Genomic DNA, 25487 nt, shown 5'->3' on the forward strand with positions numbered 1-25487 from the left:
AAGCAAGACGATAGAGCTTGCTTAGCTCGCCGCCGGGCCGAGCTGCTTGAGCAGCAGGCGGCTCTGATCCGCCGCTGCCTGGGACGCTGCCGTGACGGCAAACTTGCGGCCGTTCACGCCGGGGTTGTTCTTCTGCGCCTCATACGCTTCGAAGAAGGTAACGGCCGTCTGCGCGGCCAGCCTTGCATCCGCGAGGCGCGAAGCAGCTCGCATGCCATCCGCGAGCTGCGCCATCGTGACGACCGCGTCCGTCTGCTTCTCGCGGTCGTAACGATCATAGTGCAAGGCGAGGCGCCAATACGCCGCCGCGCCGTGCACATCGCTCTGCTCGGCTGCAGCTGCGCCGAGCGCCCACAAGAGCGGCACGGACTGCGGCTCATAACGCAGTCCGGCCGCCAGCAGCACCGCCCGTTCCGGCGGCGGTGCCAATGCTGCAAGTTCGAGTCGAATCCGCGTCCAATACGGATTCCACTCGAGCGCCGCGCGAAGCGCGGCTGTTTGCGCAGCAGCACTGCGAGCGGCTGACACAGCCGCCTCGCGATACTGCACGGCACGGTCGAACCGAACGCTGAGCACAGCAGCGGCGGTTAGACCTACCGCGGCCGCGACAAGCAGCGCGGTCCGCAGCGATCGCAGCGGCGGCGCCGCAAGAATGGCGCGCCTTCCTTCCGCCGTGCTCTCACCGGAGTAGTAGACTACCAGGCTGAGCAGCAAGAGCCAATAATACCCGAAGGACATATCGAAATCCACTGCCGCATGCAGTAGCAGCACACTAATAGGCAGCAGGCCGATCCGATTCGATTGCCACACTTGCCGCAGCAGGAAGAACAGGACCATGGCACAAACCAACAGCCCGACAATGCCAAGATCGAGCGCAATTTCGATGTAACCGCTATGTACTTCATTTCCTACATAAGGGGCTGTCTGTACTTGTGTAAACAGCATGCGCCACGTATCGCCGCCTCGTCCGAAGAACAGTGCTTCTTTCATGAGCAGCCACGCATCCTGATAGAATAACCCCCGTGCGCCGGCCGTCTGGTACCCGCCGCTCAACCGTCCTTGAATGACCGCCGGAAGCAGCATGATCATGCCAAGTAAACCTACAAGCCAGCATCCCCATGCGATCCGGCTAAGCAGCTGCTCTCTTCCTCTTGCCAGCGTCCACTGCAAACCTATAAATCCGGCAAGCGCAGCCACGCAGATAATCAGCAATAGCACGGTTTCTTGTGAAGTCGCACCATGCAGCGCAAACTGGGCATCCACGCCCGCAGCTGTACTTGCATTACCGCTTCGCAAACCTGCTTGAACGACAGCCCGATACGCAGCCCCTCCGCCAATCAAAGCCCAGCCGCTATAGATAAGCCATGCTATGCGCTCTTTACCTCGAAGCATCAGAAGTCCGCCGAACCATACAAACGCGGTTACAAGCCACGCTCCCCTTGATTCGGTCAGGAGCAGTGCCAGGACACCCGGCACTACCGCTGCTGCAGCCCCTATGAACGTTAATGCAGCAGCCCTTGATCGAATTAGCAAGACCAAATAATACAGGAGATAGGCTCCTGCAACAGCACCTAGGAAATTCGGATATTGCATGAACCCGGACAAGCGCGCTCCAACAGCCGACAGCCTTACATCACCGGTAGTCATGATGATCTCAGGGAACGTGATCCATCCCATCCAACCCGCAATTGCGCCAGCGATTACGAAAGCGCCTGAGCCTTGAATCGCTGCAGAAAGCCATCTCAAACGCTGCTGCCGCACAGCCGTGTCGGAGCTGGTACAGAACCAGCTGTACAATGTAATGGCAAAAGCCGCATTGGCCATCCATCGCAATGCCTCCTCGAGGCTGCCAAGCGTGGATGCCGGTCGATGAAACAGGGCAATCCCGTATAACATCGCCATCGCAAGCAGGCCGTAGATTGATAAAGGCACGTGCTGGCTGAACCGTCTGTCCTCTTTCCGAGAATGAACAATCGAACCCGCACCAATGACGAGTATACATACGACCATGATGATCCATTCCCACCGATAAAAGATCGTATCAAAGAACATCCCGTTGCGATAAGCCGAACAAGCCAGTATAATTGCCACGGCTAGCGCAGCCAGTCCACTTCGCATAACCACTTCCCCTTTTGCTCAAACCCCATCTGATTTACGTTATTTTTCCAATTGTACCATAATTGACGGTCCGACTATAAAAAAGAAGACGCTGCCGGATCACCATCATCCGTTCAAACGCCTTCTTATATATGCAACGCTGAAATCGCGTTTATCTGCCCTTCTTAGCCGTTAATTTCTCCTGCTTAAGCTTGAAATAGGCTTCAATTTGCATACGCAGCAAATAAGCTCGAAGCGCCCGCTGCTGCTGCTCATCTAACTCTTGAAAGCGAGCTCCGTAAAACTTCCATTCATTTCCATTATCCTTGCGGATAATTTCAACCTTACAATCCAGTTTAAAGCCCAGTGATAAGCTCACTTCGAGAGTATCACCTTGCGCAAGCGTCGGTGGGCTCATCAAGGAAAACCCTATCCCGGTGTCGCTTATATTTCTAAGCTCTATATCGAAGCTGTCTGTAGCTTCAATCGTCATTTTATTCCCTTTGGAGCCTTCAACCTCTTGCGAATACGTACGCGATATCGTGCCTCTTGCCTCAATATCAATTCGCGGCGATTCCCGTTTCTCATCAAGTCCCGTTAGCGAGCGAGCTGGGAAAATAACCGCAATAGAACCTTCCGCCTTCGCAATAATCGTCGATTGCAGCCGGTGAATGCCGACCGGTGAATAGACGGTTAAACTAACCGGTTCACCGAGCTCGAAGTTCTTGAATTCCGTCAGTTCGATTTCCATCATTTCGCCTTCTGCATGGGCAAGCACCCCTGTGGCAACATAACCTTCTTTCTCGACCATCGTACGGCTGTGGAGCAGTGCTTTCATGGTAAAGGTAGGTTTACTTGATCCGATTCGTTCATTTAAGCCTGACATTTACTTTTCCCCCTTCACATATGAAGAAACGCTCCCGCAACGACAGTACGGCGCTATAAAACAGAAAAAGCGCTTCCTCATGTAATACTGGAGCCGCTTCCGGAACCGCGAGATATCTCGGGTGTTCATTTCGGCAGTCAGGCTGTCATTTGTTCGCTTACATAATGAAGAGCGGACATTTAGACCCTTTAACTTTGCGTCCTTACCTTTCGATAAGTTTGCCAGTATCGATGATATGCAGTTGTCAGCAGAATGCTAACCTACCTACAGTTCTTTCACGATCATTAGTTTATGTTGGTCTTTGAGGTCGATCTGATATGCTGTAGCAGGCGCTGTTCCGTCAGGCTCTCGGATGATCCGAACCGTTGGACGATGAACCGCGAGCGGGTCGTTCAAAGCAACGACGGCAATTTGCCCCGAACTGAGCAGTACCGTTGTTGCAACCGGATAAATGGATATATGCTTACAGAAAATTTTGATCAATTCTAAATCAAAATAGGTGTTTCCAGCAGCGAACAGAAACTCGATCGCTTCCGATGGCGTATAGCGTTTGCGATGCGGCCTTGGAGAAGTAAGCGCATCGTATACATCTGCGATCGCCACGATTTGAGCGTATTCATGAATAGCCTCCCGCTTAAGCTTGCGCGGATAACCTGTCCCATCATATCGCTCGTGATGCTGCAGCGCGCAATGTGCCGAGAGTAAACTAATATCATGCTGCGCTCTGATGATGTTGAAGCCATCCTCGGTATGCTTCTCCATGAGCGCCCGCTCGCTTGGCGTCAATACAGTCGTCTTCGTCAAAATCTCTTTCGGCAGCCGTGTCATGCCGATATCGAACAACATCGCACCCATGCCAAGCTCTTCGAGCTGCGTTCGGTTATACCCTCTGGCTAACCCCATAATGCCTGCAAGTATCGTGACATTCAAGGAATGGTGGAACAAGTAGCTGTCCGCCACGTGAATGTTCGTCAAGCTGACCATAACATCTTCACGTCTAATGAGATCCTGCATAATGTCGCCGAATACCTTACGGAAGGTGCGGCCAAGCTCAGGGGCAATCGTTCGCCCTTTCGTAACTTGTTGATCCATAAGCGTATTCATCGTCTTGTAAATCGTATCCGATGCCGCTTTGTGCGTGCTGTCTTGAATAGCCGTAGTTGGCTCCAAACCCTCTGTCAGGGGATCATCAATGAAAAGCATGTCGATGCCTAAACCAACCAATCTGTCGATAAATCGTTGATTTAACTCCACACCGGCGCCAAGCAATATGTTCCCATTCTCCTGCAAAATAGGGCGAGCTAACTTTTCTCCCGGCTGAACGGAGTTGATGTGAACTTTTCTCATCGGTGTTTATTCCCGCCTTTACCGCTTGCTCCCGGATTAAGCTTGTAAAGCTGTCGGTTCGGTCAACTGCGCTTTACGGACATATTTCTCTGCGTACATTCGTTTGTCCGCAGTTTGCAGCAGCTGGCCAATCTCCATACCGTGTTCCGGAAACGAAGCATGTCCAACCGAAACTGACAATCGTAATCCGGTTCGCAATGAAATGCTAAAGAGCTGTTCGTGAATGAGCTTTACGATTCGATCTATTCCTTTGTCATCTGCATAGGGACAAATAAGGATGAATTCATCGCCGCCCCAGCGGCCGATAATTTCACCGTAGGTTGCGCATTCCGTAAGTGTTCTTGCAATCAACGCAAGCGCGGTATCCCCTTGGTTATGGCCCATACGGTCGTTGACTTCTTTGAAATCATTGACATCGAGCAACATGACCGTCATTTTCTTCCGATTGCGCTTTGCTTTAGTCGCCAGCTTCTTGAAATTGGCCTCGATGAACCTGCGATTATACAATCCTGTTAAACTGTCTAGAATGGAAGCTTCCTTCAATCGATCGTATTTGAGTCCTAAGAAATAACCAATAGGCAGGGCTGCCGCTGCAAATGCAGCGGTACCGATTAGAACAGCGAGAGGCGTAGGTGTCTTACTTGCAAGTAGGCATAAACTCGCTGCAGCTAGTGTTGTTCCACATGATGCCACACACGCTGTAAGACGTCCGTTACGCGACATTCGCAGTCCTCCTTATAAATTCACTACCCGATTACGACCATTGTCTTTGGCTCTATACAATGCGGAATCCACCTTCGAGAACAAGTCTCTAATATAACCTTTGACGTCCTCAATCTGAAGCTCGGACTGTTCTTCCACCACAAGCATTCCCATGCTGATTGTTACAGATACCGGCGAGCGCCCGCGACCTATGGCAATCTCGTTGTTCTGAACAACCTCACGAATACGCTGAGCGAGCATGTCTGCTTGTTCTTTATTCGTATGAGGCAAATAGACCGTAAACTCTTCCCCGCCATAGCGTGCCAATATATCTGTTCTTCTTAATGCGCCACGAACGGCATCGGCCGTTCTCCGAATGACTTCGTCACCGATCACATGACCGTAAGTATCGTTTACGAGCTTGAACAAATCGATATCAAACAATAGGAGCGCAAACGGAATCTTGTAACGAACATTCGTCAGTACCTCATGCTCTAACTGCTGCATCAGAAATCTACGGTTAAAGCAGCCTGTCAGACTGTCTGTAATCGCCATCTGTTCCAGCTTGCGATTCGCTTGAAACAGCTCGTCCTGCATAAAGATGAGTGCACGGTTGCGCTCTTGCATCGAAGCATACTGCTCCTGCGACTTGAAGATAAGCGACTTAAGCTCGGAAATTTCTTGAAACGTGATGACCTTGCCGATCCTGCCTTTATTAACAATGATCGGCCCGACATGCAGGGAGAAGTACTGCTTGTGCGAGTCATCCTGTTCAATCATGATTTCGGTCTGGATTCGCTGAGAAGGGTCCGTCCTATACGCGTGCAGAAACTCTTCTTCATTCACTTTGTCAATATTGCACCAAGTGAGCAGTTCCTCCATATGGAGCGTTTCGCCGATAACAATTTGAAGACGCGGGCTGACAATCCGGTTCATCTCAATGACATTGTCATGCTCATCCAGCACGATAATGCCTACAGACAACGTATCCATCACATCCTGCTGCGCGATCTTAACCAAGTCGAGCGAACGATGCTTCTTCAAGGAGAATACGAAATACAAATCAGACAACACGATGCCAAGCGACGTAAGGCCGGGAATAACCGGCAGCCAAGGATCAAGAATGACGTTAACTACTAAATCCATTAATGGAAACGCCATCATAATAAATATGCCCGTGAGTGCGTTGGCGATTCGTACTCGATCCTGTGACAGCTTGCGTGAACGGTACGCCTTCAGCAAGATCCGTACCGTATACACGTAATACGAAATTAACACACCTACCATGATCCAGAAGATAGGCCCATAGACCCTCTCATCATACGTATTATCCACCGTGGTAGCGAAGGCATCCCACGGATTCCATAACACGCCGATCGAGATAAGAACGGATGGCAGCAGCATGTATACGAGCGTTGTGCGACTCGGCCGGTAGTTGACGTTTACCAGAAATTTCGTAAATAGAAGCCACCCGAAGCCAAGCATCGATAAACCAACAAAGGAAATATTAATGTATATAATCTGGAGGTGTGGTTGATCCGTTGTGTGGATGCCGACTTGACCGAGTGGCCAAATCATCATGAAGAAGTGAAATAATAGATAGACCTTATGCTGCGTTGTGATCACATTAAATGCAAATACATAGATGAAAATGGTGAACAAAAAAAGAAATAGGCTCAAGTCCAGCCCTGTCATTAGTCCCATTCGCTTCACCCAAATCACAATCAAATTGTTAAACGTATCAAAGAATTGGGACAATCTACTTAGAAGTAACTATATTCTACCATACTGTTTATTTATTCGACAATAAAGTTGTTACCTTTATTGACATGAACAACAAATATTAGTTGTGCACCTGCTTTAATCGGTCGCCAAGCGCCTGTTCCAAGTAAGGTTTCACTTGCAGCATGTCGCGGAAGACGACATACTCCTGCCATTTGCGCGCCGAATCAGCCGCAGCACCTGCTGTACGGACTGCTCGGATCAGCATGTTTTTGGGCGTATGCTCCGGGTCGATAAATTCCAGCAGCTGCGTGCGATAGCCCAGCACTTCCAGGAGCTGCGTGCGGATGGCATCTGTCGCAAGCGCAGAGAACCTTTCCTTAAGAAGGCCATGCGTCAGAAGAGGCGCCATGGCGTCGTTCCGGATTTGCCGAAACAGCTCGTGCTGGCAGCAAGGGACGGACAGAATGACGGAAGCTCCCCATTCTACCGCTTTGACCAGAGCCGCGTCAGTCGCCGTATCGCAAGCATGCAGCGTAACGACCATATCCACCTTGGATTGATCCTTATACTGCGCAATATCTCCGACTTGGAATTTCAATTTATCATAACCGAGCTTCTGTGCAAGCTCAGAGCAGAATGCTATGACATCGGCCTTCAAATCAAGACCGACTACCGAGATGCTTCGCTGCTGCTTCACGGCAAGCAAATGATAGAGGGCAAACGTCAAATAGGACTTGCCGCAGCCGAAGTCCACAATCGTAATTTCGCGATCAGCCGGCAGATGAGGAAGCACGTCCGTAACCATCTCCAAGAAACGGTTGATCTGACGAAACTTATCCTGTTTCTTCGCGATCACTTGACCATCCTTGGTCATAATGCCCAGCTCAACCATGAACGGAGCTGCTTCGCCCTCTTGAACGACACGCTGCTTCTGCCTATTATGGGATAGCGATTCTGAATCTGCTTTAGCCGTAGCTGGTTTCGAGACAATCGCTGCTTTACCTTTCTTCGAGAACAGAACCTGTACATCTGCGTCATTCGTCTTGAACAACGCCTGCCGATAATGCTGCTCCAGCCAAGCTGTAATTCGATCGGCCGCATCCGCTTGCGGCACATTCTCATGCGTTACTTTATTGTCGATATAATATTGAAATTGATAATGCAGCGTTCCCTTGAGTTCAATCGGACGAATAACCGTCTTAGCCGGCACTTGGCCGTCCTTGCGGCGCAATTGGCTAAAGGTCGCCTGCCGCAGCTGCCCGCTGTCCACCCACTGCTCAATATCCGATTGCCATTGTTCCTTGCTTCCCATCCGTTACTATTCAGCTCCTAAGCTTGCATCAATTGTTGCCTTATTCGTTCTAATCCTTCATTCACCTCATCGCGAGGCAAGCCGCCTTGCAGGAGTGACTCATCCGGCAGCAGCAGCAATCGGCGATAGAACCCCAGCACTTCCTCTGCCTCTATTGCACCATCCTCCGCAAGCTCATGCAGCACATTCTCAGCCTCATCATAGCGTCCGTCGCTTTCATGCCATTCCCACATCAGCAGTTTCGTCTCTCTCGGAAGCTCGTAGATACCAAGCTTCGCCTCAAGCTCCGCCGCTTCTTCCGAAGGCGTGCGCAGCAGCGCCGGCGCATCCAGAATGGCCAGCCGCATGAAGAGATGAAAGGATTTCAGCTGCAGCGGGTACCCCTGCTCCTGCCTGCCAAGCTCGGTAAGAATTTCAGCTTCTTCCTTGATCAGCAGCGCCACCGCATGCAGATTGGCGGTTTCTACGATCCCGTTCGTCGTCATCATGCGAACCAGATCTGCATCCGACAGCTGACGAATCAGCTTCCCGTTCATCCGAAACTGCCGATCGAGCAGCTCGTCAATGACAAGCAGCGCCTCCTCTTGCTTACGCTGCTGCCTCAGCCCCATTACTTGGCCGACTACTTCACTCATCTGCTCAATCATCCGCATAAAATAATCCCTTTGAAACAACGGTCGCATCCCCTCTCCACTTCATGCTTGCCGCTTAAAGCGACTTAACAAAAGCGACCATCTCTTCAACCAGCCGCTCCGGATCCTCGATCATACTCATATGACCGGAGCCTTCAAGAAGCACTTGCGTAACATGCGGACCATCCACCGTAAATGTATTCGCAGGGGCGATGACTCCATCCTCAGATCCTGCAATGAGCAAACGCGGCACGTTTAATTGTTCCAGCACGCCGGTCCGATCAGGACGCGCCTTCATTCCGAGCGCTGTCGCTGCTGCTCCGGCTGCTGAAGTCCCTCGCCCGATCTCGATCATATCCGCAATAGCCGCTGCCATCGTTTCTTTATGAGCAGGCGCAAACAGCTTCGGAACCAGTCCTTCTACAAATGGACCAATGCCATCAGCAAGCAGTGCTTTCGCCGCTTTATCCCGGTTTCCTTTGGCTTCCTCGCTATCTGGCTTCGCAGTAGAATGTACGAGGGCAAATGACCTCAGCAGTTCAGGATACCGTTCCGCAAACGCAAGCGACACATAACCGCCGAGCGAATGCCCGAATAAACAGATGCGCTCGATGCCGAGCTCGCGCACCAGAAACAAGAGATCCTCTGCGAATTGCTCCATTTCGTAGGGAGAATGTTCCGGTGCTGAGCTTCCGCCATGCCCGCGAAGATCCGGCGCAATAACACGCCCATGCGCAGAAAGTTCGGACACTACCTCTACCCAATAGGCAGAGCTTCCGCAGAAGCCATGCAAGAGCACAATAGCCGTATCGGCCGCCGATTCACCGGCTTGCGGTTTGGAATCATAATAAGCAATCGTTTGACCATTCGGTAATTGAAAGGCGTTATTAGCCAGAGAAAGCTGCTTCTTAGTCATTCGGCTTCTTCCCTTCTCAATCCATTCTTATAGCGTCCATACCTCATTTATTGTATCCGAGAGAGTGCGGGCCATTCCCATCACTTCGAATAAAGAAGCGTGCTGCAGCACCCAGTAAGGTTTCACACTGTGCGGCGCGACGATTCCGGCAATGCTGTAATCGCCGATCGGCGGCAGTCGCTTGCCGACCGCCTGTGCCGGGAACAGCGGTCCTCTCCCAATCATATAACATGGCTCCTCATTCTTCTTACCCAAACAAGCATCTATAGCAACCACCGTCATGAATGACGGAATGTCGGCAACGAGCCTTTCATAGTGATCCGCATCGCAGGGATGCTCCAAAGTTCCGATCACATTCGGCCAGCCGGCCTCCTTCAGCATCGTGCCCACCCAAGGACCGAACGAATCGCCTGTGGAGCAATCCGTTCCGATACATACGAAGAGAACCTTCGATTGGTCAGGCTGGATTACTGCCGCTTCCCGCAGCATGGCTTTGGTCCCGTCGATGCCTGCGCGCTCCCGGGCAACCGGGTCTTCAATTCGATGTCTGCGCGCTTTCGCCCGGCTTCCCATGATGAACGACTCCTTCGCACATAGCTGACTTCATTGTAACGAAATGCGGCTCCCTCTTCAAATCTACCCTCTCAATACGATGAGGCATTCTCGCCAATTAAGAGTGAGGTTCTAGAATCAGCGAGGTACCATCCGTCTGAATAACGTCTATGGAGCAGTTCAGCTTGTTCGCCAGAGCTTGCCAGCGAGCATGATGTCCGCTGTCTGTACAGACAGGCACGAACCCGAGATTCAGGTACGTTTTGACGGCAGGGATCCGAAAATCATCCGTGTTCAGCACCGCTCGCGTGCAGCCTTCTTGCACCATATGCAGCAGCGCTGCCAGGCTGACATAAAGCCCCAGCTTCTTCCCTCCTTGCGATTGGAGGAGTCCTACCATATGCAAGTAACCGGTCGTTTCACTATATTGGGGGCGGAACCATGCGGAAGCAGTTGCAATCGGTACATCCTGATCATCCGTAATGAACCATACCCGCTCCGGCTTATACGGCTCGTCGGAAGCCATTTCTCTATCGAATGGATGCTCCCCTCCGAAGGAGTCGTTTATGATATGCTCCCAAGCTTGCTCATCACCCGGCTGCAAGCTGCGTACGCCATATCCGGCAGGAAGCGTAAGTGCGGGCAATGCGGAAATATCCTCTCGAACCATAAACAATTGAGATGAATGCTGTTGTTCGCTCATGGGTTGATTGCTCCTTTTTTAAAGTTTAATGATCTGATCCTTGAAGGATGCGCTTGTCTTGAAATTCGGCATGTCGATCGTCCGTCCGCCGTTCATGATGGATAACTCCGATAAGAGCGCAACTGCCGTCCATTCGCAAGCATCATAGACATCGATAGCAGGCTTGCGATTCCCTTTCACCGCTTCAACAAAGTCTTCTACGATGAAATAATCGCCGCCCCAATGGCCTGCTGCCTTCTGCTCTTCTGTCACATTCTTATAACGCTCGGGCAAATAGTCGTTGTAATCGCTGAGCGGTCGCCAAGCTGCATGATCCTCCGGATCGCCCATGCTCTCGAGCCAAATTTTGTGCGTATCGCCTAATCCGCGAGGTGCCTCGAAGCTGCCTTGCGTCCCTTGCAGCGTGTAATAGCTCATATTGTGCGGACGCTTCGAAATGCAGTCAATCCGCAGCTTAATCAGCTTTCCGCTTTCCATCTGGCACATGGTAACGGACGTATCCTCTTGGCGGAAACGTTTATCCGTATGCCAGCCTGTTCCGAAGCAGGATACCGAACGAATACGATCGCCCTGAAACCACTGCATAACCGGCCCTAGACTGTGAGTCGGATAATAGGCGCCTCGTTTACCAAGCTGCCAGTAGTTGCGCCAAGTCGGCTTAGAACCTGCAGTCGTGCCTTCACGGTTGAACCGCGTGGCCAAACTCCGAATGTCATGCAAATATTCGCCTTCTCCGAAATAAACATCACCGAACAACCCTTGCTTCACCATATTCAAAATCTGTTGATTTTGCGGGATGTAGCAGTAGTTCTCTGCCATCATATACACCTTGTTCGTTGACTCCACGGTTTCCTTCAGCCACCACAATTCGTCCATCGTTACGCCTGCCGTCACTTCGCTTAACACATGCTTGCCTGCTTGCAATGCAGCAATCGTTTGCGGGACATGAAGCTGCATAGGTGTTGAAACGACAACGACATCAATATCCGACTCCAGCATATCCTCGAATACGCGGTAGGTCCGAGGAATCCCATTCTTCGCTGCAGCTTCTTTCACATATTCCCCATCCAAATCACAAAGCGCTACTACCTCTGTATCCTCGATGCACCGAAATCCTTGCAGTGTACTAAGTCCTCTAGCGCCAACGATACCTACTTTAATCGTCATCTCCCAGCCGCCTCCACATGTTGGATTCTCATAAGAAAACGATTGCCCCAGTTCCCCGAAGCAATCGTTCTATTCGCTATTCTAGATTAAGCCTGCTTCTTTCAAATTCAAGTAGCTTGCTGTAATGGTTTCCATCGGAGTCAGATTGCGCAGATTATCCTGCTCCACAACCATCCAATCTACGCCGATTTCTTTGGCCGTACGAATGGAATCGCTGATGTTGACAACGCCCGTCCCGACTGCCGTCCAGTGGCCTTTCTCATTTGTACGGAACACATCCTTGATGTGAATGGAGGGAACGCGTCCGGCCATCCGGCGCAGTACTTGTACAGGATCCGCTTTGCCCATCGTAATCCAGGCAATGTCCATTTCGAAAAATACCGATTTCGGATCGGTGTACTCCACGAGAATATCCATAGCAGACACCCCGTTAAAGGATGTCAGAAATTCATGCTCATGATTGTGGTAGCACAGCTTTATCCCTTCTTCAGCCAGCCTCGCACCAGCTGCATTGTACAGCTCGGCGTCTTGAAGCAGCTCTTCTTTGGAATTGCACGGCCCCCACCACACCGATACATGGGAGGTTTGTACGGCCTTTGCATTCGCAATAATCGTATCCAGCTCGCCGCGCAGCGTTTCACGGCTGGCACTCAGTGTGATCGCATGCAGCCCCAGATCTTGGAACCGACGTACATTCTCCGCTGTATCGCCCGGAAGCAGCAGCTCCGCTCCCTCAATCCCTTTATAGCCAATATCCGCGATTCGGCGAAGTGTTCCCCACAGATCCCCTTTCATTTCTTCATGCATAATGCCGATTAAACCTAGTTTAGGTGAAGTCATAGTCAAATTCAGCCTCCGTTTGGTCATGATTCATGGTTTGATCTTGTACTCATTATAAACCGGCTTCGTTGCTGTTTATTGACTTCTTCTCTCAAAATTCAGCAGGATATGAACGAACGAGCGGCTGCCATTCAATGGATCGAATCCGGACATTTCGAATTTGGATGAAGCTTGCGTAAGCTTCGAAGCCAACCTTCGCGTGGAGCTGCGAATCGATCGGATCGTAATCGGTCAGCTCAAGCAGCAGCTTGCCGTCCACACAGACAAAACAATGTCCGTCGATACTGCCGGCTTGAATGCGATAAATACGGCCTGGTTCAAAATCAAACAAAGGCGTAGCCGCATTCAGTTTATATTCGGGAGACTTCTCGAGGCCGATTTTACCTTCCCACCAGCCTTGGAGTCCGGCGACGTAAGCGGCGCCACGCATGTTCTTCTCCTCATCCCAGCTTGTATTCCACATTAGGTTAATATCATGTGTGCTCGGCAGAACCGTGCGGCCTTCGAATTCCACCAGCACATTGCCGGGATAATCCTGCTTGCTCAGCAGCACGCCAGGTGCATTCAGCGGATTCCTGCCCTGCAGCCAGCCGTCCTCGACCCACCACTCTCCGCTGCAAATCCGCCAATTATCCAGCTCTTGTTCCTGTTCGAAGCTCGTTTCATATAATAGCGGGCATTGCTCAGAATCAACTTGTTTATGCAATAAACGTATCTTCATCCATATCCTCCACTCTTTAACAACGGCTTATTAGGCGTAGCATGTACGATGTGAGGCATGTTACAATACGAGCACAGACCTGTATGGAGAGGAGCTATCAACCAATGAACAACTTATCGGAAGCAACCCAAGACAACGTCGCGTTTATGATTGATACAATTAAGAATAAGCTGCGCATGGCCTCAGGCGCTGCCATGCAAGCGAATAATTTCAGCTTAGCGCGATATGAGGATTTGAAGGATATCTACGATATTGTCGCGAGCAAAGATAAATTCAGCATCAGTGAAGTGGAAGCCATCGTTTCCGAGCTTGGCCAGCTTCGCGAGAAATAGAAATCAAATCGAAAAACCGAGACGGGACGCGCTCGGTTTTTCTTATTCTCCCATTATGGTTGAAACTAGATGTCTGCGCTTTCATCATTGGCAGCTTGTACCGCCTTGGAAGCAGAGATGGAGAGCTTGATGGAAACCGCTTTATGCTCGCCTTTGAGAAAATGGGCCAGACGCTCCAGCTTATCTGCGAGCTCCGGGCCGCTCAGTGTGACATTCAGCTCATAACCGAATTGATCGGCTGGAACGGATCGTTCACTGTACGTATAAACACCTGCTGTATAGGCCTCTGGGCCGGTTCTGGATGTTAGAATTTGCTCTGGCGAGAATTTGTCTGACTTGTTCACGACGCGCTCGTAGATGCGCAGCTTCTTCAGCAGCATGTAATACTGAGCCGAATGCTTGAACCCCCACGCTTCACGAATATCCTTGAGCGTATAGTCCATTTTCCACTGCTTCAGCTTCTCGACTTGATCATCTGTCGACAACGCCAGAAATTCATCAATAGGAATAATTGGAAGCGGCATTAAACATCCCCCCGACTTGAAATACGATTTCTATATGTTTTTCGCCATAACTACCGATATCCCTCTTCAATTTCTATAATATTTACAAATTATATGATTATTTGTTCGAAAATAATTAATTTCTCACCACTTGGGAATTGAAATAGCCCACCTCTCTTGTCACAAGAGATGGGCATTTGTCGTTTAGACCCGGTTTAAGCCAAGTGAAAGAAGGAATCGCGCAAAAGCTTCCGCGCCTTGAGCCGTACGCTTGTAGACGCCTGCATCCATAAGCACTTCAAGGAACTTGCGCCCGACTTCATCGCGAAGAAGCGACTCTGCTTGCTCCGATGTATGCGACGATCCGTGCGTCTCCACGATGGATGCAATCCACTCTGCGTGTTTCTCAAGCGGTCCGCCGGCAAGGGAGGCTTGATCAAACGCTTGCTCTCCGGTTAGGATGTGCGAGATTTCTTCCAGTTCGGCATTGAGCCGTCCCGGAAGTACCGCAAGTCCCATGACCTCGATGAGGCCGATATTCTCTTTCTTAATATGATGCAAATGCTGATGAGGGTGGAAAATGCCGTCCGGATGCTCCTCGCTTGTGCGGTTGTTACGCAGCACCAGATCGAGCTCGTATTCGCCGTTATCACGCAGTCTGGCGATTGGCGTAATCGTATTGTGAGGAACCTGCTCGCCATTCTTCTCGGAAAATGCGAGGATATCCGCTTCCGCGTCGCTGTATGCACGCCAAGCATCCAACATGCTGCCTGCAGCTCGCAGCACAGCTTCTTTGTCCGTTCCGTTCAGACGAACGACCGACATCGGCCAAGCTACGATGCTGTAAGTTAAGCCATCCCCTTGCGGATGAGCAAATACTTGCTCGGCAGCAGCTGTCTCCATGGGGAAGACGTGGCGTCCGGCTTGGAAGTGATCATGGTTCAAGATGGAGCCGCCTACAATCGGCAGATCTGCATTGGAGCCGATGAAGTAATGCGGTACGGCTTCAACGAAATCCAGCAGCCTTGCAAAGGTGAGCGACGAAATGCGCATCGGGACATGCTTGCTGTGGAATACGATACTGTGCTCATTGTAATACACATACGGCGAGTATTGGAAGTACCACGTCTCGCCTTGCAGTTCAAGCGGCACAATACGCAGATTCTGACGAGCCGGATGGTCTGCTCGGCCGGCATAGCCTACGTTGTCCGCGCATAGCAGACACTTGGGATAGTTGCTTTTGACAGGCGCAAGCGACTTCAGCAAAGCAATCTCCCGCGGATCCTTCTCCGGCTTGGAGAGATTGATGGTGATCTCCAAGCTGCCATATGCCGTCGGCTGCTCCCAATATTGATTCTTCGCGATTCGATCCATCCGAATATAGTTGGAATCGATGCTCAGTCGGTAGAACTCTTCGGTTGCTTTGCTTACCCCTTCGTTCTCTGATGTACGACGAAACTTCGCAGCCGCTTCCGAGGGACGCGGCATTAGCAGACCCATAATTCGAGCATCCAGCAGATCGCGGAAGGTGGTTGTATTGTCTGCAATTAAACCGATCGAAGCACCGTAGTCCAGTAGAGGTTCAAGCAGCGGTACGGCGCTCTCCAGCCGTTCTTCCGGTACGACGCCTTCATACGCTTCGTTAAACCCGAATAGTTCAAGCAGTGCATTACGGGATGCATAGACATCCAGCGGAGGCTCGATCATTCCGCGCTGCACCGCAAATTGCACAAGCCGTTCTATATGAAGGAGCACGGTTTCCGTGCTCGGGTGGGATTGATGTTGATGGTGGTGGTCAGTCATTGGACTTACTCCTCTCGCTCTCGCGACACGCGTACTTACTAGTTTTTGTTATAGCCGCTTGGATTGGCTTGATGCCAAGCCCATGCGCTGCCGATGATGTCTTCCAGCTTGTTGCGGGAAGGGTTCCAGCCGAGCTCTTGGCGTGCCCGGTCCGAAGAAGCAACAAGCACTGCCGGGTCGCCGGCGCGGCGCGTTTCCATGACAGCCGGAATTTCACGGCCTGTCACTTGACGAGCGATATCAATGACCTGCTTCACGGAGAAGCCTGTTCCGTTGCCCAGGTTGTAGATCGCGCTGTCGCCGCCTTTACGTAATCTTTCTACGGCAAGTACATGCGCGTCTGCCAGATCGCTTACGTGAATGTAGTCGCGTACGCAAGTGCCGTCTTCGGTTGCATAGTCATCGCCGAAGATCGAGATATGACTGCGTTGGCCGAGCGCGGTTTGTAGCACGAGCGGCACTAAGTGTGTCTCCGGGCTATGGTCTTCACCGATCCGACCGCTTGCATGCGCGCCTGCTGCGTTGAAATAACGCAGCGACACATATTTCATGTCATAAGCGGTATCGTACCACTTCATCATTTTCTCCATCGAAAGCTTCGTTTCGCCGTACGTATTGGTCGGCAGTGTACGATCTTCCTCGTGAATCGGAATGTTTTCCGGTTCGCCGTAGGTCGCTGCGGTTGACGAGAACACGATTCTCTTAACGCCGTATTGGTTCATTTTCTCAAGCAAGCATAGTGTGCCGTAGACATTGTTATGATAGTACTTGCCGGGATCCTTCATGCTCTCGCCAACAAGCGAGTTTGCTGCAAAATGGATGACAGCATCGATCGCATTCTCGCCGAATACCGTGTCTAGGAAATCGCCGTCACGCAGATCCCCTACATACAACTTACCGCCAAGTACCGCTTCCTTATGACCTTGCTGCAAATTATCGATGATTACAATTTCCTCGCCGCGCTCATGCAATGCCGCCACTGCGTGCGACCCGATGTAGCCTGCGCCTCCTGTTACTAGAACTGCCATAGTTCTCTCCTCCTCTATATCTGTGTAGTGATGGTGGTGAAGATTATTGTTGTTGTTCGACCCCGTTGCCGATGGTGCACACGTAGAAGTCAGGTACTAGCCCGGTTGCTTCCGTATAAATGCGTCCAACCTCAGCTTTGAACGACTCTACGCTGTCTTTATGAACAAGGGATACGGTGCAGCCGCCGAAGCCTGCGCCTGTCATGCGTGAGCCGAGTACGCCGTCAACGGTGCGGGCCGCAGCAACCATTGTATCCAATTCGTCTCCTGTTACTTCGTACAGGTCGCGAAGCGAATCGTGAGAAGCGTTCATTAATTGGCCGAATGCTTGGAGATCATTTTCTTTGAGCACTTTCATCGATTGAAGCACGCGGTCGATTTCTTCCACGACATGCTTCGCACGCTTAAGCACGATTTCATCTTGAATGAGGTGCTGGTTGGCTTGGAATTGCTCCAAGGAAAGCTGGCCGAGCAGCGTGAGCTCAGGGAATGCTGCTTTCAGATCCTCGACCGCTTGATTGCACTGGCTGCGGCGCTCATTATACTTGGAGTCCACCAGTCCGCGTCGTTTGTTTGTGTTGCCGATAACGATCTGATAATCGCCGGATTTAAACGGAATCAGCTCGTATTCAAGCGTGTCGCACATCAGCAGAATCGCATGATCCTTCTTGCCGTTCGCGACTGCGAATTGATCCATGATGCCGCATTGAACGCCATTGAATTCATTCTCGGACTTCTGTGCGAGGCGTGCAATTTGGACGGTGTCCGTTGCATGACCTGCCATAGTGAGAAGCGCATAAGCCGTTACCACTTCGATGGATGCTGAGGACGACAAGCCCGCTCCGTTCGGAATTTCACCATGGAACAAGAGGTCGAAGCCTTGGCTGAATGTGATGCCGCGCTGCTCCAGCTCGTTCACGATGCCTTTCGGGTAGTTCATCCAGTCATCCGCTTCGTCATGGACGATCGGTGAAATCGGAATATGTTTATGAAGATCAAAGTTGGTGGAAGCGAGTCCAAGCTGTTGATCCTCGCGTTTGCGAATAAGCAGTGTAGTTCCGAAGGTCAGTGCAGCCGGGAAAACGTAGCCGCCATTGTAGTCCGTATGCTCGCCGATCAAATTGACGCGGCCCGGTGCATGGAATACTGCTATTTGCTCTGTCGACTCCTTGCCGTATGTGTTCAGAAACCGTTCAGTCAATTCATGGATGTTCGCCATTGTGTGCTACACCGCTTTCTTGGATTTTAGTTGTTTGTTTTATAGGTTTAGTATAGCGGAATAGATGGCGGAACAAAATGGCTTGATGTGAACTTCACATGGAATTTTGTGACCTATTAACGATATTAATGAGCAAGCTGTGTTACAATACCTGTAAGCTATTTACAAGCTATTTACATGAAAATGGAGGTGTTTCAGCGCGATGTCGCTGCAGCCTACCTATACGGTTCTGTCAAATCCGGTTCCTAACGAACATGGTGATTTATATGTATTATTCTCTGGGGAAAGCCAGACAAAGCCCGATCATATGATCGGGCCTAAAGTCTATGATTTTTATTTGATGCATCATATCCTGTCCGGCGCCGGCACCTTCGCTTATGCCGGCGGACAGTATGAGCTGCGAGCCGGGCAGACCTTTCTTATCCCGCCCGGGCAGCTGATCAGTTACGCATCAAGCGAAGCCGATCCTTGGCGGTATCGCTGGATCGCGTTTGAAGGCCGGCTCGCGGAACAGCTGGTGGTCGGCGCCGGTCTCGATTCGGCGATGCCGATCGTCGATACGGGAGACAACCCGCGCGTTGGCGTGTTGTTCCGCAGCATCCAGCGAACCTTCCGCATTGGCGGTGGGGCGGCGCATCTGCGCGCAGTCGGTTACCTGCACTTGTTGTTCGCGGAGTTCGGCGAGGCTCTGCCCGAAACGAATTCCGGCGCGGCGCAGCGCGGGCAAGACAGCGAGGCGCTAACCGGCGACGTCATCCGCTATCTGTCGACGCAGTATGCCGAGCCGATCTCGATCGAGCATATGGCCGATGCGCTCGGCTACAATCGCGCTTATTTGTCGCGCATCTTCAAGCAGCAGACGGGCATTACCCCCGTCACGTTTCTGCTGAAGCTGCGCATCGACAAAGCGCATTTGCTGCTGCGCGAGCGTCTCGAGCTGACGATCGAGCAGATCGCGGCGTCCGTCGGCTTCCAGGACGCGCTGTATTTCTCGAAGCAGTTCCGCCGCTTCTACGGGCAGTCGCCGACGGCCTATCGCGAAGCGATGCGGCGGTTATAGCGCGGCTCGTGCTTGCCGTGAATTGGCGCTTGATGCAAGGGCGCGATTGCCACCGCGGACGAAACGCTTAGCGCGATTACGGCTGCGGGTGCGCTTCGCGCTGGACCACAGTGCTAAACGCGTCTGCGGCCGAAAATAAACGAAATCACAAACAGCACCAGGAACACAACGAACAAGATTTTCGCAATGCCGGCTGCTGCCGACGCGAGAGTGAAAAAACCAAGAAAACCTGCGATTAAAGCAACGATAAAAAACATAAGTGCATATCCCAACATCATTCCTCACCCTTTCGGTTCGATTCGTTTGTATGGTGTAGCACCTTGCCTTACTCTGCTTTAAACAGCCTGTTCCTACTTGAAACGCAAAATAGGGTTACCTCATCATCCAAACTCTCGGATGAACTGAGGTAACCCATTGATTTTGCTTACTTTATAGTTAGTTATAACCATGTGAGGTATCCAGTGCCGCTCATTCGAGTAATTCAGGCGATTTCACCGAATGTACGGTACAGCGTAGCGCTCATCGAGCACATTTATTCGATTATGCAGCATGTGCGGTACCTGGTACCACTGAGGCCAACTAATGTTACTCGATTCGACGCTCTCCAACTAACTTAGCACTCCCCGTCACATTGGCGGTTTCCCACCAATATGTTACTCCTAGCGCCACTCTTCCGCCGAATCCGACGGGTTTCCACCATTGTGTTGCTCCTTGAGCTAGTCTTGCCGAAGAAAGTAATCCGGTCATCCGTTCAGCTTCAGCGTAAGGCAGGATTCGCGGTGACCGACGAGCTGACCGGCGTCGTTTCGGATCTCAGGTGAGATTTGGCTGCGGATACGCGCGATGAGTGCTTCGCCAAGCTTCAGCTGTTCGAGGATGGCGCAAACTGCTTCCGGCCACGGGGACTCTCCGCCGTCGGCCAGCTTAATGACAACGGCGAGCCGCTCCTTGCGGAGGCCGAATACGAAGACGCCTTGCGCGCCGCTCTTGGCGACGACATTCCCGTCACCCAGCATAATGCTCGCCAGCCGGTCCGGTCCCTCCACTAGGGTCGGATGGCTGATCATCGCTGCGGCGATGCGCTTCGCAGCAGCTGCAATGGCAGCCACCTCAGGCGCATCAGCCCCTTCCTCCGGCGTCCCAGCTGCTACTCCCGCTTCTGCCATTTGCACAGTGGCCCTGCCAACTTCGCCGCCACCTGCCACAATCGGAGCTCCGAATCCTCCGCCGGCCTGCAACTCGCTCGCAACCGCGGCGCCGAGCTCTCCCGCTACAGGCGAAGCCGGTTCGCTGCCCCAAGCGGCAAAACGCGCATAAACAAGCGCAAGCCGCCACATAGGCATCGCGAACACCGGCAGGCCGCAGCCGTCGATGGCGCTGCCAATCTCCGCCGGAGCAAGCTCCGCAATCATCGCTACTGTGCGCAGCAGTTCCTGCTGGAGCGGATGCTCCGGCTGCGTATACGTCTCAAGCGGCCAGCCGCGCAGTTTGCATAACGCAAGCATGCCGATGTGCTTGCCCGCACATACGTGAAACAGCTTACGTGGCGCCCCGCCCTGACGGAGCAGCTCATCGCGAGCTTCCTGATTGGCCGGAAGCATCGGCCCAAAGACCAGCTGTTCCTCGCGAACGCCGGTTTGTTCCAGCATTTGTTCCAGCACGGCAATATGTGCCGGCGTACCTTGATGGGATGCGCACATCAGCGCAATAGCCTCATCCTTCAATCCATACGTGTCAACGACGCCGCCAAGCACGGAGGGCAAGGCTTGAATGGGTTTAGCGGTAGAGCGCATATACGTCCATATAGACGCATCCCCAACCTGCGCGATGAGTTCACCGTCCCATGTCACGACTGCCGCGTGACCGCTGTGAACATTTTCTACCCACTCGCCTCGTGTCGTCTGAACGAGCGGAACTCCCAGCACACTCGCTGCTGTTGTTGCTGTCTGTATCATCGTGCTCACCTCTGGCATTTTTCCAATCCTACTCCCCAAATATGTTTTCCTCTACACCTATACTTCCGCCAATACGATAGGTTACCGAACATTCCCTTACTTTTCCCTACATTCCCTCAATCCCTACCAGCTTATTCGAGAGCCCATTCTTCGGTTTCACGTTTCAACTTCTTCTGTCTGTGGTTATATAGAAGTCAAGTATACACCTTATCGAAAAATAAGGTTAAAGCCAGCGCACCCGGTGCCAATGCTTAATCCAGTATACCAAAGGAGCCATCGATCATGGAAAATCCAATCTGCGGGCAAGCCGGAAGCAAGTCAAAGCCAGTCTCGAACGCCAAGAACGGTTCAATGGTTCAAGACTACCAAGACATGAAACGACTCGGCCATGACATGAAAAATATGAAGACGAACAGCCAGCTGCAGGATGAAGGTCTCATACCTGATCCGATTCAAGAATAGCGTGTTTGTTTAGCTTAATGAAGTGGAGGGATCATGAAAGATCCCTCTTTTTCTTGTCCAAAAATGGGCATAGTAGCTACTGGAGGTATGATACTGATGAAAGTACTACATAAAGGTCATCTCTATTGGCCGGAGACACTAACGAACCATGCAGCCTACCCTACTCTAAACGGCGATACGGATGCTGAAGTTGCAATCATTGGAGGCGGGATGTCGGGCTCAATATGCGCGTACAAGCTCGCCCAGAAGGGAATTAAGACCATTCTGCTCGAACGAGGGGATGTCGCAGGCGGCAGCACGACGGCCAACACGGGCTTGCTGCAATTTTGCAATGACATTATGCTGTGCGATTTGATTGACCAAATTGGCGAGCGTGATGCGGTTCTCTTCTATAAAGGTTGCGCCGAAGCAATCGTTCAGCTGGGAGCAATCGCCGCTGAGCTGCAAGCGGATGTCGGATTTAGCCCAAAAAGCAGCTTATATGTAGCCAGCACCGAGCAGGATCTGCCCAAGCTGAAGCGCGAATACGAGACACTAAAGCACCATCACTTCGATGTGAGCTACTGGGAACCGGAACGAATTGCAGCGGCATTCCCATTCAGCAAGCCTGGCGCAATCGTGACTCGAGGGGATGCGCAGTTGAATCCTTTTCGATTCGTTCATGCCCTTATCGAAGCAGCGACGAGCCGCTACAAGCTTGCTGTTAACGAACATACCGATGTGGTCGGCCATGAAACGGATGCAGACGGAACGCATGTGCTTCGCACTGCGTCGCAGGCTGTCATTCGAGCCAAACATGTCATCTATGCGATTGGTTACGAACCGGAGGAACTGCAGGGACAACTTATCAAAGCAAATTTGGACCGTACTTATGTCATCGTAACCGAGCCGCAAACTCATCTTCAGCCTCCGTATAAGGACTATTTTGTATGGGAAACCGCCCGTCCTTATTTCTATATGCGCATCACCGACGACGGCCGGGTAATTGCCGGTGGCTATGATGAAGAATCCCCTGCACCGTTGAAAGAGAAAAACGCGAGAAGCAAACATGCGGAGCTGCTGCTCGCTCGCGTACAAGCCTTCTACCCTTCCTTCGATGCACCGATTGCGCATGAATGGAATGCAACCTTCGGACTCTCGCGTGACAACCTGCCTTTCATCGGAGAAGATCCGAATTGGAGCGGTGTCTATTATTGTCTCGGTTACGGCGGCAACGGAACCGTGTACAGCATGATGGGGGCAAGCATTCTCCATGCTCATATTATGCAAACCGAGCACCCGCTCGCCTCAATCGTGGCTCTGAACCGACCATCCTTGCAAAACGTATAATGATGCTACAACAGCGGCGAGAGCATACGCGCAACAGCTTCTCCGGCCTTCTGCCGAAGCGGTCGCTTCATAAACGCCTCGAGCGTGACCTCGCCGCTATCCTCCATATCCTTCATGAAATCCGCCTCCAGTCGGTCGATCGCCTTCTCATCGAACAGAAGCGCATTGATTTCGAAATTGCTGAAGAAGCTTCGCATATCCATGTTCGCCGTCCCAACCGATGCCAGCAAGTGATCGACAATGAGCACTTTGGCATGCATGAAGCCTTTTCGATACCGATAAATCCGCACACCTGCCGCGAGCATTTCCTCCGCATAAGATAGCGTCGCATTCAGCACCAGCTTCGTGTCCGGTACATACGGAATGATAATTCGCACATCGACGCCGCTTAGCGCTGCCGTACGAAGCCCCATTAACAGACTGGGATCCGGAATGAAATAAGGGGTTTCGATATAAATACGCGATTTCGCAACCGATACTGCCGCAAACACACATTCCAGTATGGCTTCATCTCTGCTGTTCGGTCCGCTGGCTACGATCTGAACCTGCTCACTGCCGGAGCATGAGTGCGCAGGCATATAGAGTTGATCCGCCAGCCGCTGCTTCGAGGTGTACCACCAATCCTGCATAAACACTTCCTGCAGAAAATAAACCGCATCCCCTCTAAGCTGCAAATGCGTATCCCGCCAGAAGCCGAGCTTCGGATTGCCGCCGAGATACTCATCTCCGATGTTAATGCCGCCGAGATATCCGACCAGTCCATCTACGACGACGATTTTGCGATGATTCCGGAAATTCATCCGTTTATCAAAGAATGCCATTCGCGGCGGCAAGAAGCAGCTCATCTGTACACCGGCCTGCTCAAGTTCCTTCACGTAATTGCGGCTTAAACTCAAGCTGCCAATGCCATCATAGATGACCCGCACCTCAATGCCTGCCCTCGATTGTCGAATAAGTGCCTCCTTAAGCCGCTGTCCGACGTGATCATCTCGGATCGTATAAAACTCAATATGAATATGATGCCTAGCTTCCTCAATGGCTTGAAAAATAGCACCGTAAGCAGCATCTGCATCTGTCAGCACAGTAGATTCATTGCGGCTCGTAATCGGCGACAACGTCAGCCGCTGCAGCATGTAATAGAGTCTCTCCTGCTCGGCAAATTCTTCGCTATGCATATCGCTCGGTCGCTGCACCTGCTCGCACTGTGACAGCGCTTTGCGTCTCATCCCCTCGGTGGAGCTGCTGATTATACGAAATTCTTGCTGACGCTTGTACGCTTGCGCGAGAAAATAATACATCACAAAGCCGATGATCGGCAGCACAAACAAGATCAGCAGCCAGGCGACGGTTTTGGCCGGACGACGGTATTCGAGTGCAAGAATTGTAGCGATTTGGAAGATAAATATGAGCAGTGCCGCAAGTATCCACCCCAAGTCCAGCCCCCCTTTTCATGCGATAACAGCCATTCCTTCTTAGACTAGCTTTCACCCCCCTCCTAGCGGGTATACATCTGTAATTGGCATGTTTTAAAGCTTCTAAGAATAAATAGCTATATGACCTACCGTACGAGAGGGAGGATGATCGCAGCGATGTTCAAAGAGTCCAAACGGTCTGGTTCGGCCGAAACTCTGATCGGACTAGGCACGTCTGTAGAAGGGAAGTTAGTTAGTGAAAGCAGCATTCGGATCGAAGGTGAATACCGAGGGGATATCGATTGTAAAGGCGATGTCATTATCGGGGAATGCGGCGTGGCGAGATCGGGCATTATCGCGCGCGACCTAACGATTGCAGGCAAGGTATTCGGAGATATTGTGGCAAAAGGAAGATTGACCATCACCGCTTCCGGTCAATTGTTTGGCAATGTGCTGGCCCATACGATGCTGATTCAAGACGGAGGCATCTATAACGGCAACTGCCGCATGGAGCGCGCTGTCGAGCAACGGACTCGGCATCTGCCGGAAAATGCCGACCCTGCGCCACAGCAGCAGCCACAACAAGCGCAGCAGGTGAAGGAAGCACAAGCGAAGGAGAAAGCCCGGCAGGCCGGTTGAAGCCAGCGAGCTAACCTTCTGCCTTTGGCAACATATAGAGAGCCGCTTACCATCACTTACGTGAAGGTAGCGGCTCTTTTTCTTTTATATAAAAAAACACTGTGATATTTTACATTTCTATATACTCGCACCATTATAAGATCGC

25 protein-coding genes and 1 riboswitch are annotated in these 25487 nt (G+C 51.6%); of the genes, 5 read left to right on the top strand and 20 right to left on the bottom strand.

Annotated features, from left to right (window positions below):
- Positions 1-21 precede the first annotated feature (21 nt).
- From AC0YNS_RS16975 to AC0YNS_RS17035, 13 genes are all read right to left on the bottom strand, one after another.
- Positions 22-2118: an O-antigen ligase family protein gene (locus AC0YNS_RS16975; RefSeq protein ID WP_475782147.1), complete on the bottom strand. Its 2097-nt coding sequence runs from the start codon at positions 2116-2118 to the stop codon at positions 22-24.
- Between the two features lie 151 nt (positions 2119-2269).
- Positions 2270-2983 (bottom strand): PilZ domain-containing protein, encoded by a 714-nt coding sequence (locus AC0YNS_RS16980; RefSeq protein WP_475782148.1) that lies wholly within the window; start codon positions 2981-2983, stop codon positions 2270-2272.
- A gap of 129 nt (positions 2984-3112) precedes the next feature.
- Positions 3113-3216, bottom strand: a riboswitch (cyclic di-GMP riboswitch).
- Positions 3217-3247: 31 nt separating this feature from the next.
- A complete protein-coding gene (locus AC0YNS_RS16985) occupies positions 3248-4330 on the bottom strand; it encodes an HD-GYP domain-containing protein (protein WP_475782149.1) in 1083 nt (360 codons plus the stop codon).
- 36 nt (positions 4331-4366) lie between these two features.
- Positions 4367-5053: a GGDEF domain-containing protein gene (locus AC0YNS_RS16990; protein WP_475782150.1), complete on the bottom strand. Its 687-nt coding sequence runs from the start codon at positions 5051-5053 to the stop codon at positions 4367-4369.
- A 12-nt stretch (positions 5054-5065) separates the two neighbouring features.
- Positions 5066-6736, bottom strand: coding sequence for a histidine kinase N-terminal 7TM domain-containing diguanylate cyclase (locus AC0YNS_RS16995; RefSeq protein ID WP_475782151.1), 1671 nt, complete (start codon positions 6734-6736; stop codon positions 5066-5068).
- Positions 6737-6875: 139 nt separating this feature from the next.
- Positions 6876-8069: a class I SAM-dependent methyltransferase gene (locus AC0YNS_RS17000; protein ID WP_475782152.1), complete on the bottom strand. Its 1194-nt coding sequence runs from the start codon at positions 8067-8069 to the stop codon at positions 6876-6878.
- A gap of 17 nt (positions 8070-8086) precedes the next feature.
- Positions 8087-8743, bottom strand: coding sequence for a DUF6483 family protein (locus tag AC0YNS_RS17005; protein ID WP_475782153.1), 657 nt, complete (start codon positions 8741-8743; stop codon positions 8087-8089).
- A gap of 34 nt (positions 8744-8777) precedes the next feature.
- Positions 8778-9617, bottom strand: coding sequence for an alpha/beta fold hydrolase (locus AC0YNS_RS17010; RefSeq protein ID WP_475782154.1), 840 nt, complete (start codon positions 9615-9617; stop codon positions 8778-8780).
- Positions 9618-9644: 27 nt separating this feature from the next.
- Positions 9645-10190 (bottom strand): spore protease YyaC, encoded by a 546-nt coding sequence (gene yyaC / locus AC0YNS_RS17015; RefSeq protein WP_475782155.1) that lies wholly within the window; start codon positions 10188-10190, stop codon positions 9645-9647.
- Positions 10191-10287: 97 nt separating this feature from the next.
- Positions 10288-10872 (bottom strand): GNAT family N-acetyltransferase, encoded by a 585-nt coding sequence (locus AC0YNS_RS17020; RefSeq protein ID WP_475782156.1) that lies wholly within the window; start codon positions 10870-10872, stop codon positions 10288-10290.
- Positions 10873-10890: 18 nt separating this feature from the next.
- Complete coding sequence (locus AC0YNS_RS17025; RefSeq protein ID WP_475782157.1) at positions 10891-12039, bottom strand: Gfo/Idh/MocA family protein; 1149 nt, start codon at positions 12037-12039, stop codon at positions 10891-10893.
- A gap of 81 nt (positions 12040-12120) precedes the next feature.
- On the bottom strand, positions 12121-12879 hold the full coding sequence (locus tag AC0YNS_RS17030; RefSeq protein ID WP_475782158.1) for a sugar phosphate isomerase/epimerase family protein: 759 nt from the start codon (positions 12877-12879) through the stop codon (positions 12121-12123).
- A gap of 91 nt (positions 12880-12970) precedes the next feature.
- Positions 12971-13600: a hypothetical protein gene (locus AC0YNS_RS17035; protein WP_475782159.1), complete on the bottom strand. Its 630-nt coding sequence runs from the start codon at positions 13598-13600 to the stop codon at positions 12971-12973.
- 104 nt (positions 13601-13704) lie between these two features.
- Here AC0YNS_RS17035 and AC0YNS_RS17040 point away from each other — a divergent pair, with 104 nt between their 5' ends.
- A complete protein-coding gene (locus AC0YNS_RS17040) occupies positions 13705-13932 on the top strand; it encodes a DUF1128 domain-containing protein (protein ID WP_475782160.1) in 228 nt (75 codons plus the stop codon).
- A gap of 65 nt (positions 13933-13997) precedes the next feature.
- On the opposite strand, the gene AC0YNS_RS17045 is transcribed toward AC0YNS_RS17040, so the two are convergent.
- The 4 genes from AC0YNS_RS17045 to AC0YNS_RS17060 all read right to left on the bottom strand — a co-directional run bounded on the left by AC0YNS_RS17045 (position 13998) and on the right by AC0YNS_RS17060 (position 18485).
- A complete protein-coding gene (locus AC0YNS_RS17045) occupies positions 13998-14456 on the bottom strand; it encodes a hypothetical protein (protein WP_475782161.1) in 459 nt (152 codons plus the stop codon).
- A 183-nt stretch (positions 14457-14639) separates the two neighbouring features.
- Positions 14640-16238: a UDP-glucose--hexose-1-phosphate uridylyltransferase gene (locus tag AC0YNS_RS17050; protein WP_475782162.1), complete on the bottom strand. Its 1599-nt coding sequence runs from the start codon at positions 16236-16238 to the stop codon at positions 14640-14642.
- Positions 16239-16276: 38 nt separating this feature from the next.
- The gene (galE, locus tag AC0YNS_RS17055) at positions 16277-17266 is read right to left on the bottom strand and encodes a UDP-glucose 4-epimerase GalE (protein WP_475782163.1); all 990 of its coding nucleotides are present in this window, start codon (positions 17264-17266) and stop codon (positions 16277-16279) included.
- Positions 17267-17309: 43 nt separating this feature from the next.
- Positions 17310-18485, bottom strand: coding sequence for a galactokinase (locus tag AC0YNS_RS17060; protein WP_475782164.1), 1176 nt, complete (start codon positions 18483-18485; stop codon positions 17310-17312).
- Between the two features lie 202 nt (positions 18486-18687).
- Here AC0YNS_RS17060 and AC0YNS_RS17065 point away from each other — a divergent pair, with 202 nt between their 5' ends.
- On the top strand, positions 18688-19545 hold the full coding sequence (locus AC0YNS_RS17065) for an AraC family transcriptional regulator (RefSeq protein WP_475782165.1): 858 nt from the start codon (positions 18688-18690) through the stop codon (positions 19543-19545).
- Positions 19546-19658: 113 nt separating this feature from the next.
- Here the strand turns inward: AC0YNS_RS17065 and AC0YNS_RS17070 are convergent, their stop codons facing one another.
- Both AC0YNS_RS17070 and AC0YNS_RS17075 read right to left on the bottom strand, forming a co-directional pair.
- Complete coding sequence (locus tag AC0YNS_RS17070) at positions 19659-19823, bottom strand: DUF1328 domain-containing protein (protein WP_475782166.1); 165 nt, start codon at positions 19821-19823, stop codon at positions 19659-19661.
- Positions 19824-20288: 465 nt separating this feature from the next.
- Positions 20289-21500: an asparaginase gene (locus AC0YNS_RS17075; protein ID WP_475782167.1), complete on the bottom strand. Its 1212-nt coding sequence runs from the start codon at positions 21498-21500 to the stop codon at positions 20289-20291.
- Positions 21501-21782: 282 nt separating this feature from the next.
- On the opposite strand from AC0YNS_RS17075, the gene AC0YNS_RS17080 reads away from it, so the two are divergent.
- Positions 21783-21962: a hypothetical protein gene (locus tag AC0YNS_RS17080; RefSeq protein WP_475782168.1), complete on the top strand. Its 180-nt coding sequence runs from the start codon at positions 21783-21785 to the stop codon at positions 21960-21962.
- A gap of 96 nt (positions 21963-22058) precedes the next feature.
- Positions 22059-23291 (top strand): NAD(P)/FAD-dependent oxidoreductase, encoded by a 1233-nt coding sequence (locus tag AC0YNS_RS17085; RefSeq protein WP_475782169.1) that lies wholly within the window; start codon positions 22059-22061, stop codon positions 23289-23291.
- A 5-nt stretch (positions 23292-23296) separates the two neighbouring features.
- On the opposite strand, the gene cls is transcribed toward AC0YNS_RS17085, so the two are convergent.
- On the bottom strand, positions 23297-24724 hold the full coding sequence (gene cls, locus AC0YNS_RS17090; RefSeq protein ID WP_475782170.1) for a cardiolipin synthase: 1428 nt from the start codon (positions 24722-24724) through the stop codon (positions 23297-23299).
- 156 nt (positions 24725-24880) lie between these two features.
- On the opposite strand from cls, the gene AC0YNS_RS17095 reads away from it, so the two are divergent.
- Entirely contained in the window at positions 24881-25342 is a 462-nt protein-coding gene (locus AC0YNS_RS17095) for a bactofilin family protein (RefSeq protein ID WP_475782171.1), read from the top strand.
- The last annotated feature ends 145 nt before the right edge of the window (positions 25343-25487 follow it).

The organism is Paenibacillus sp. J22FR21 (assembly GCF_056269135.1).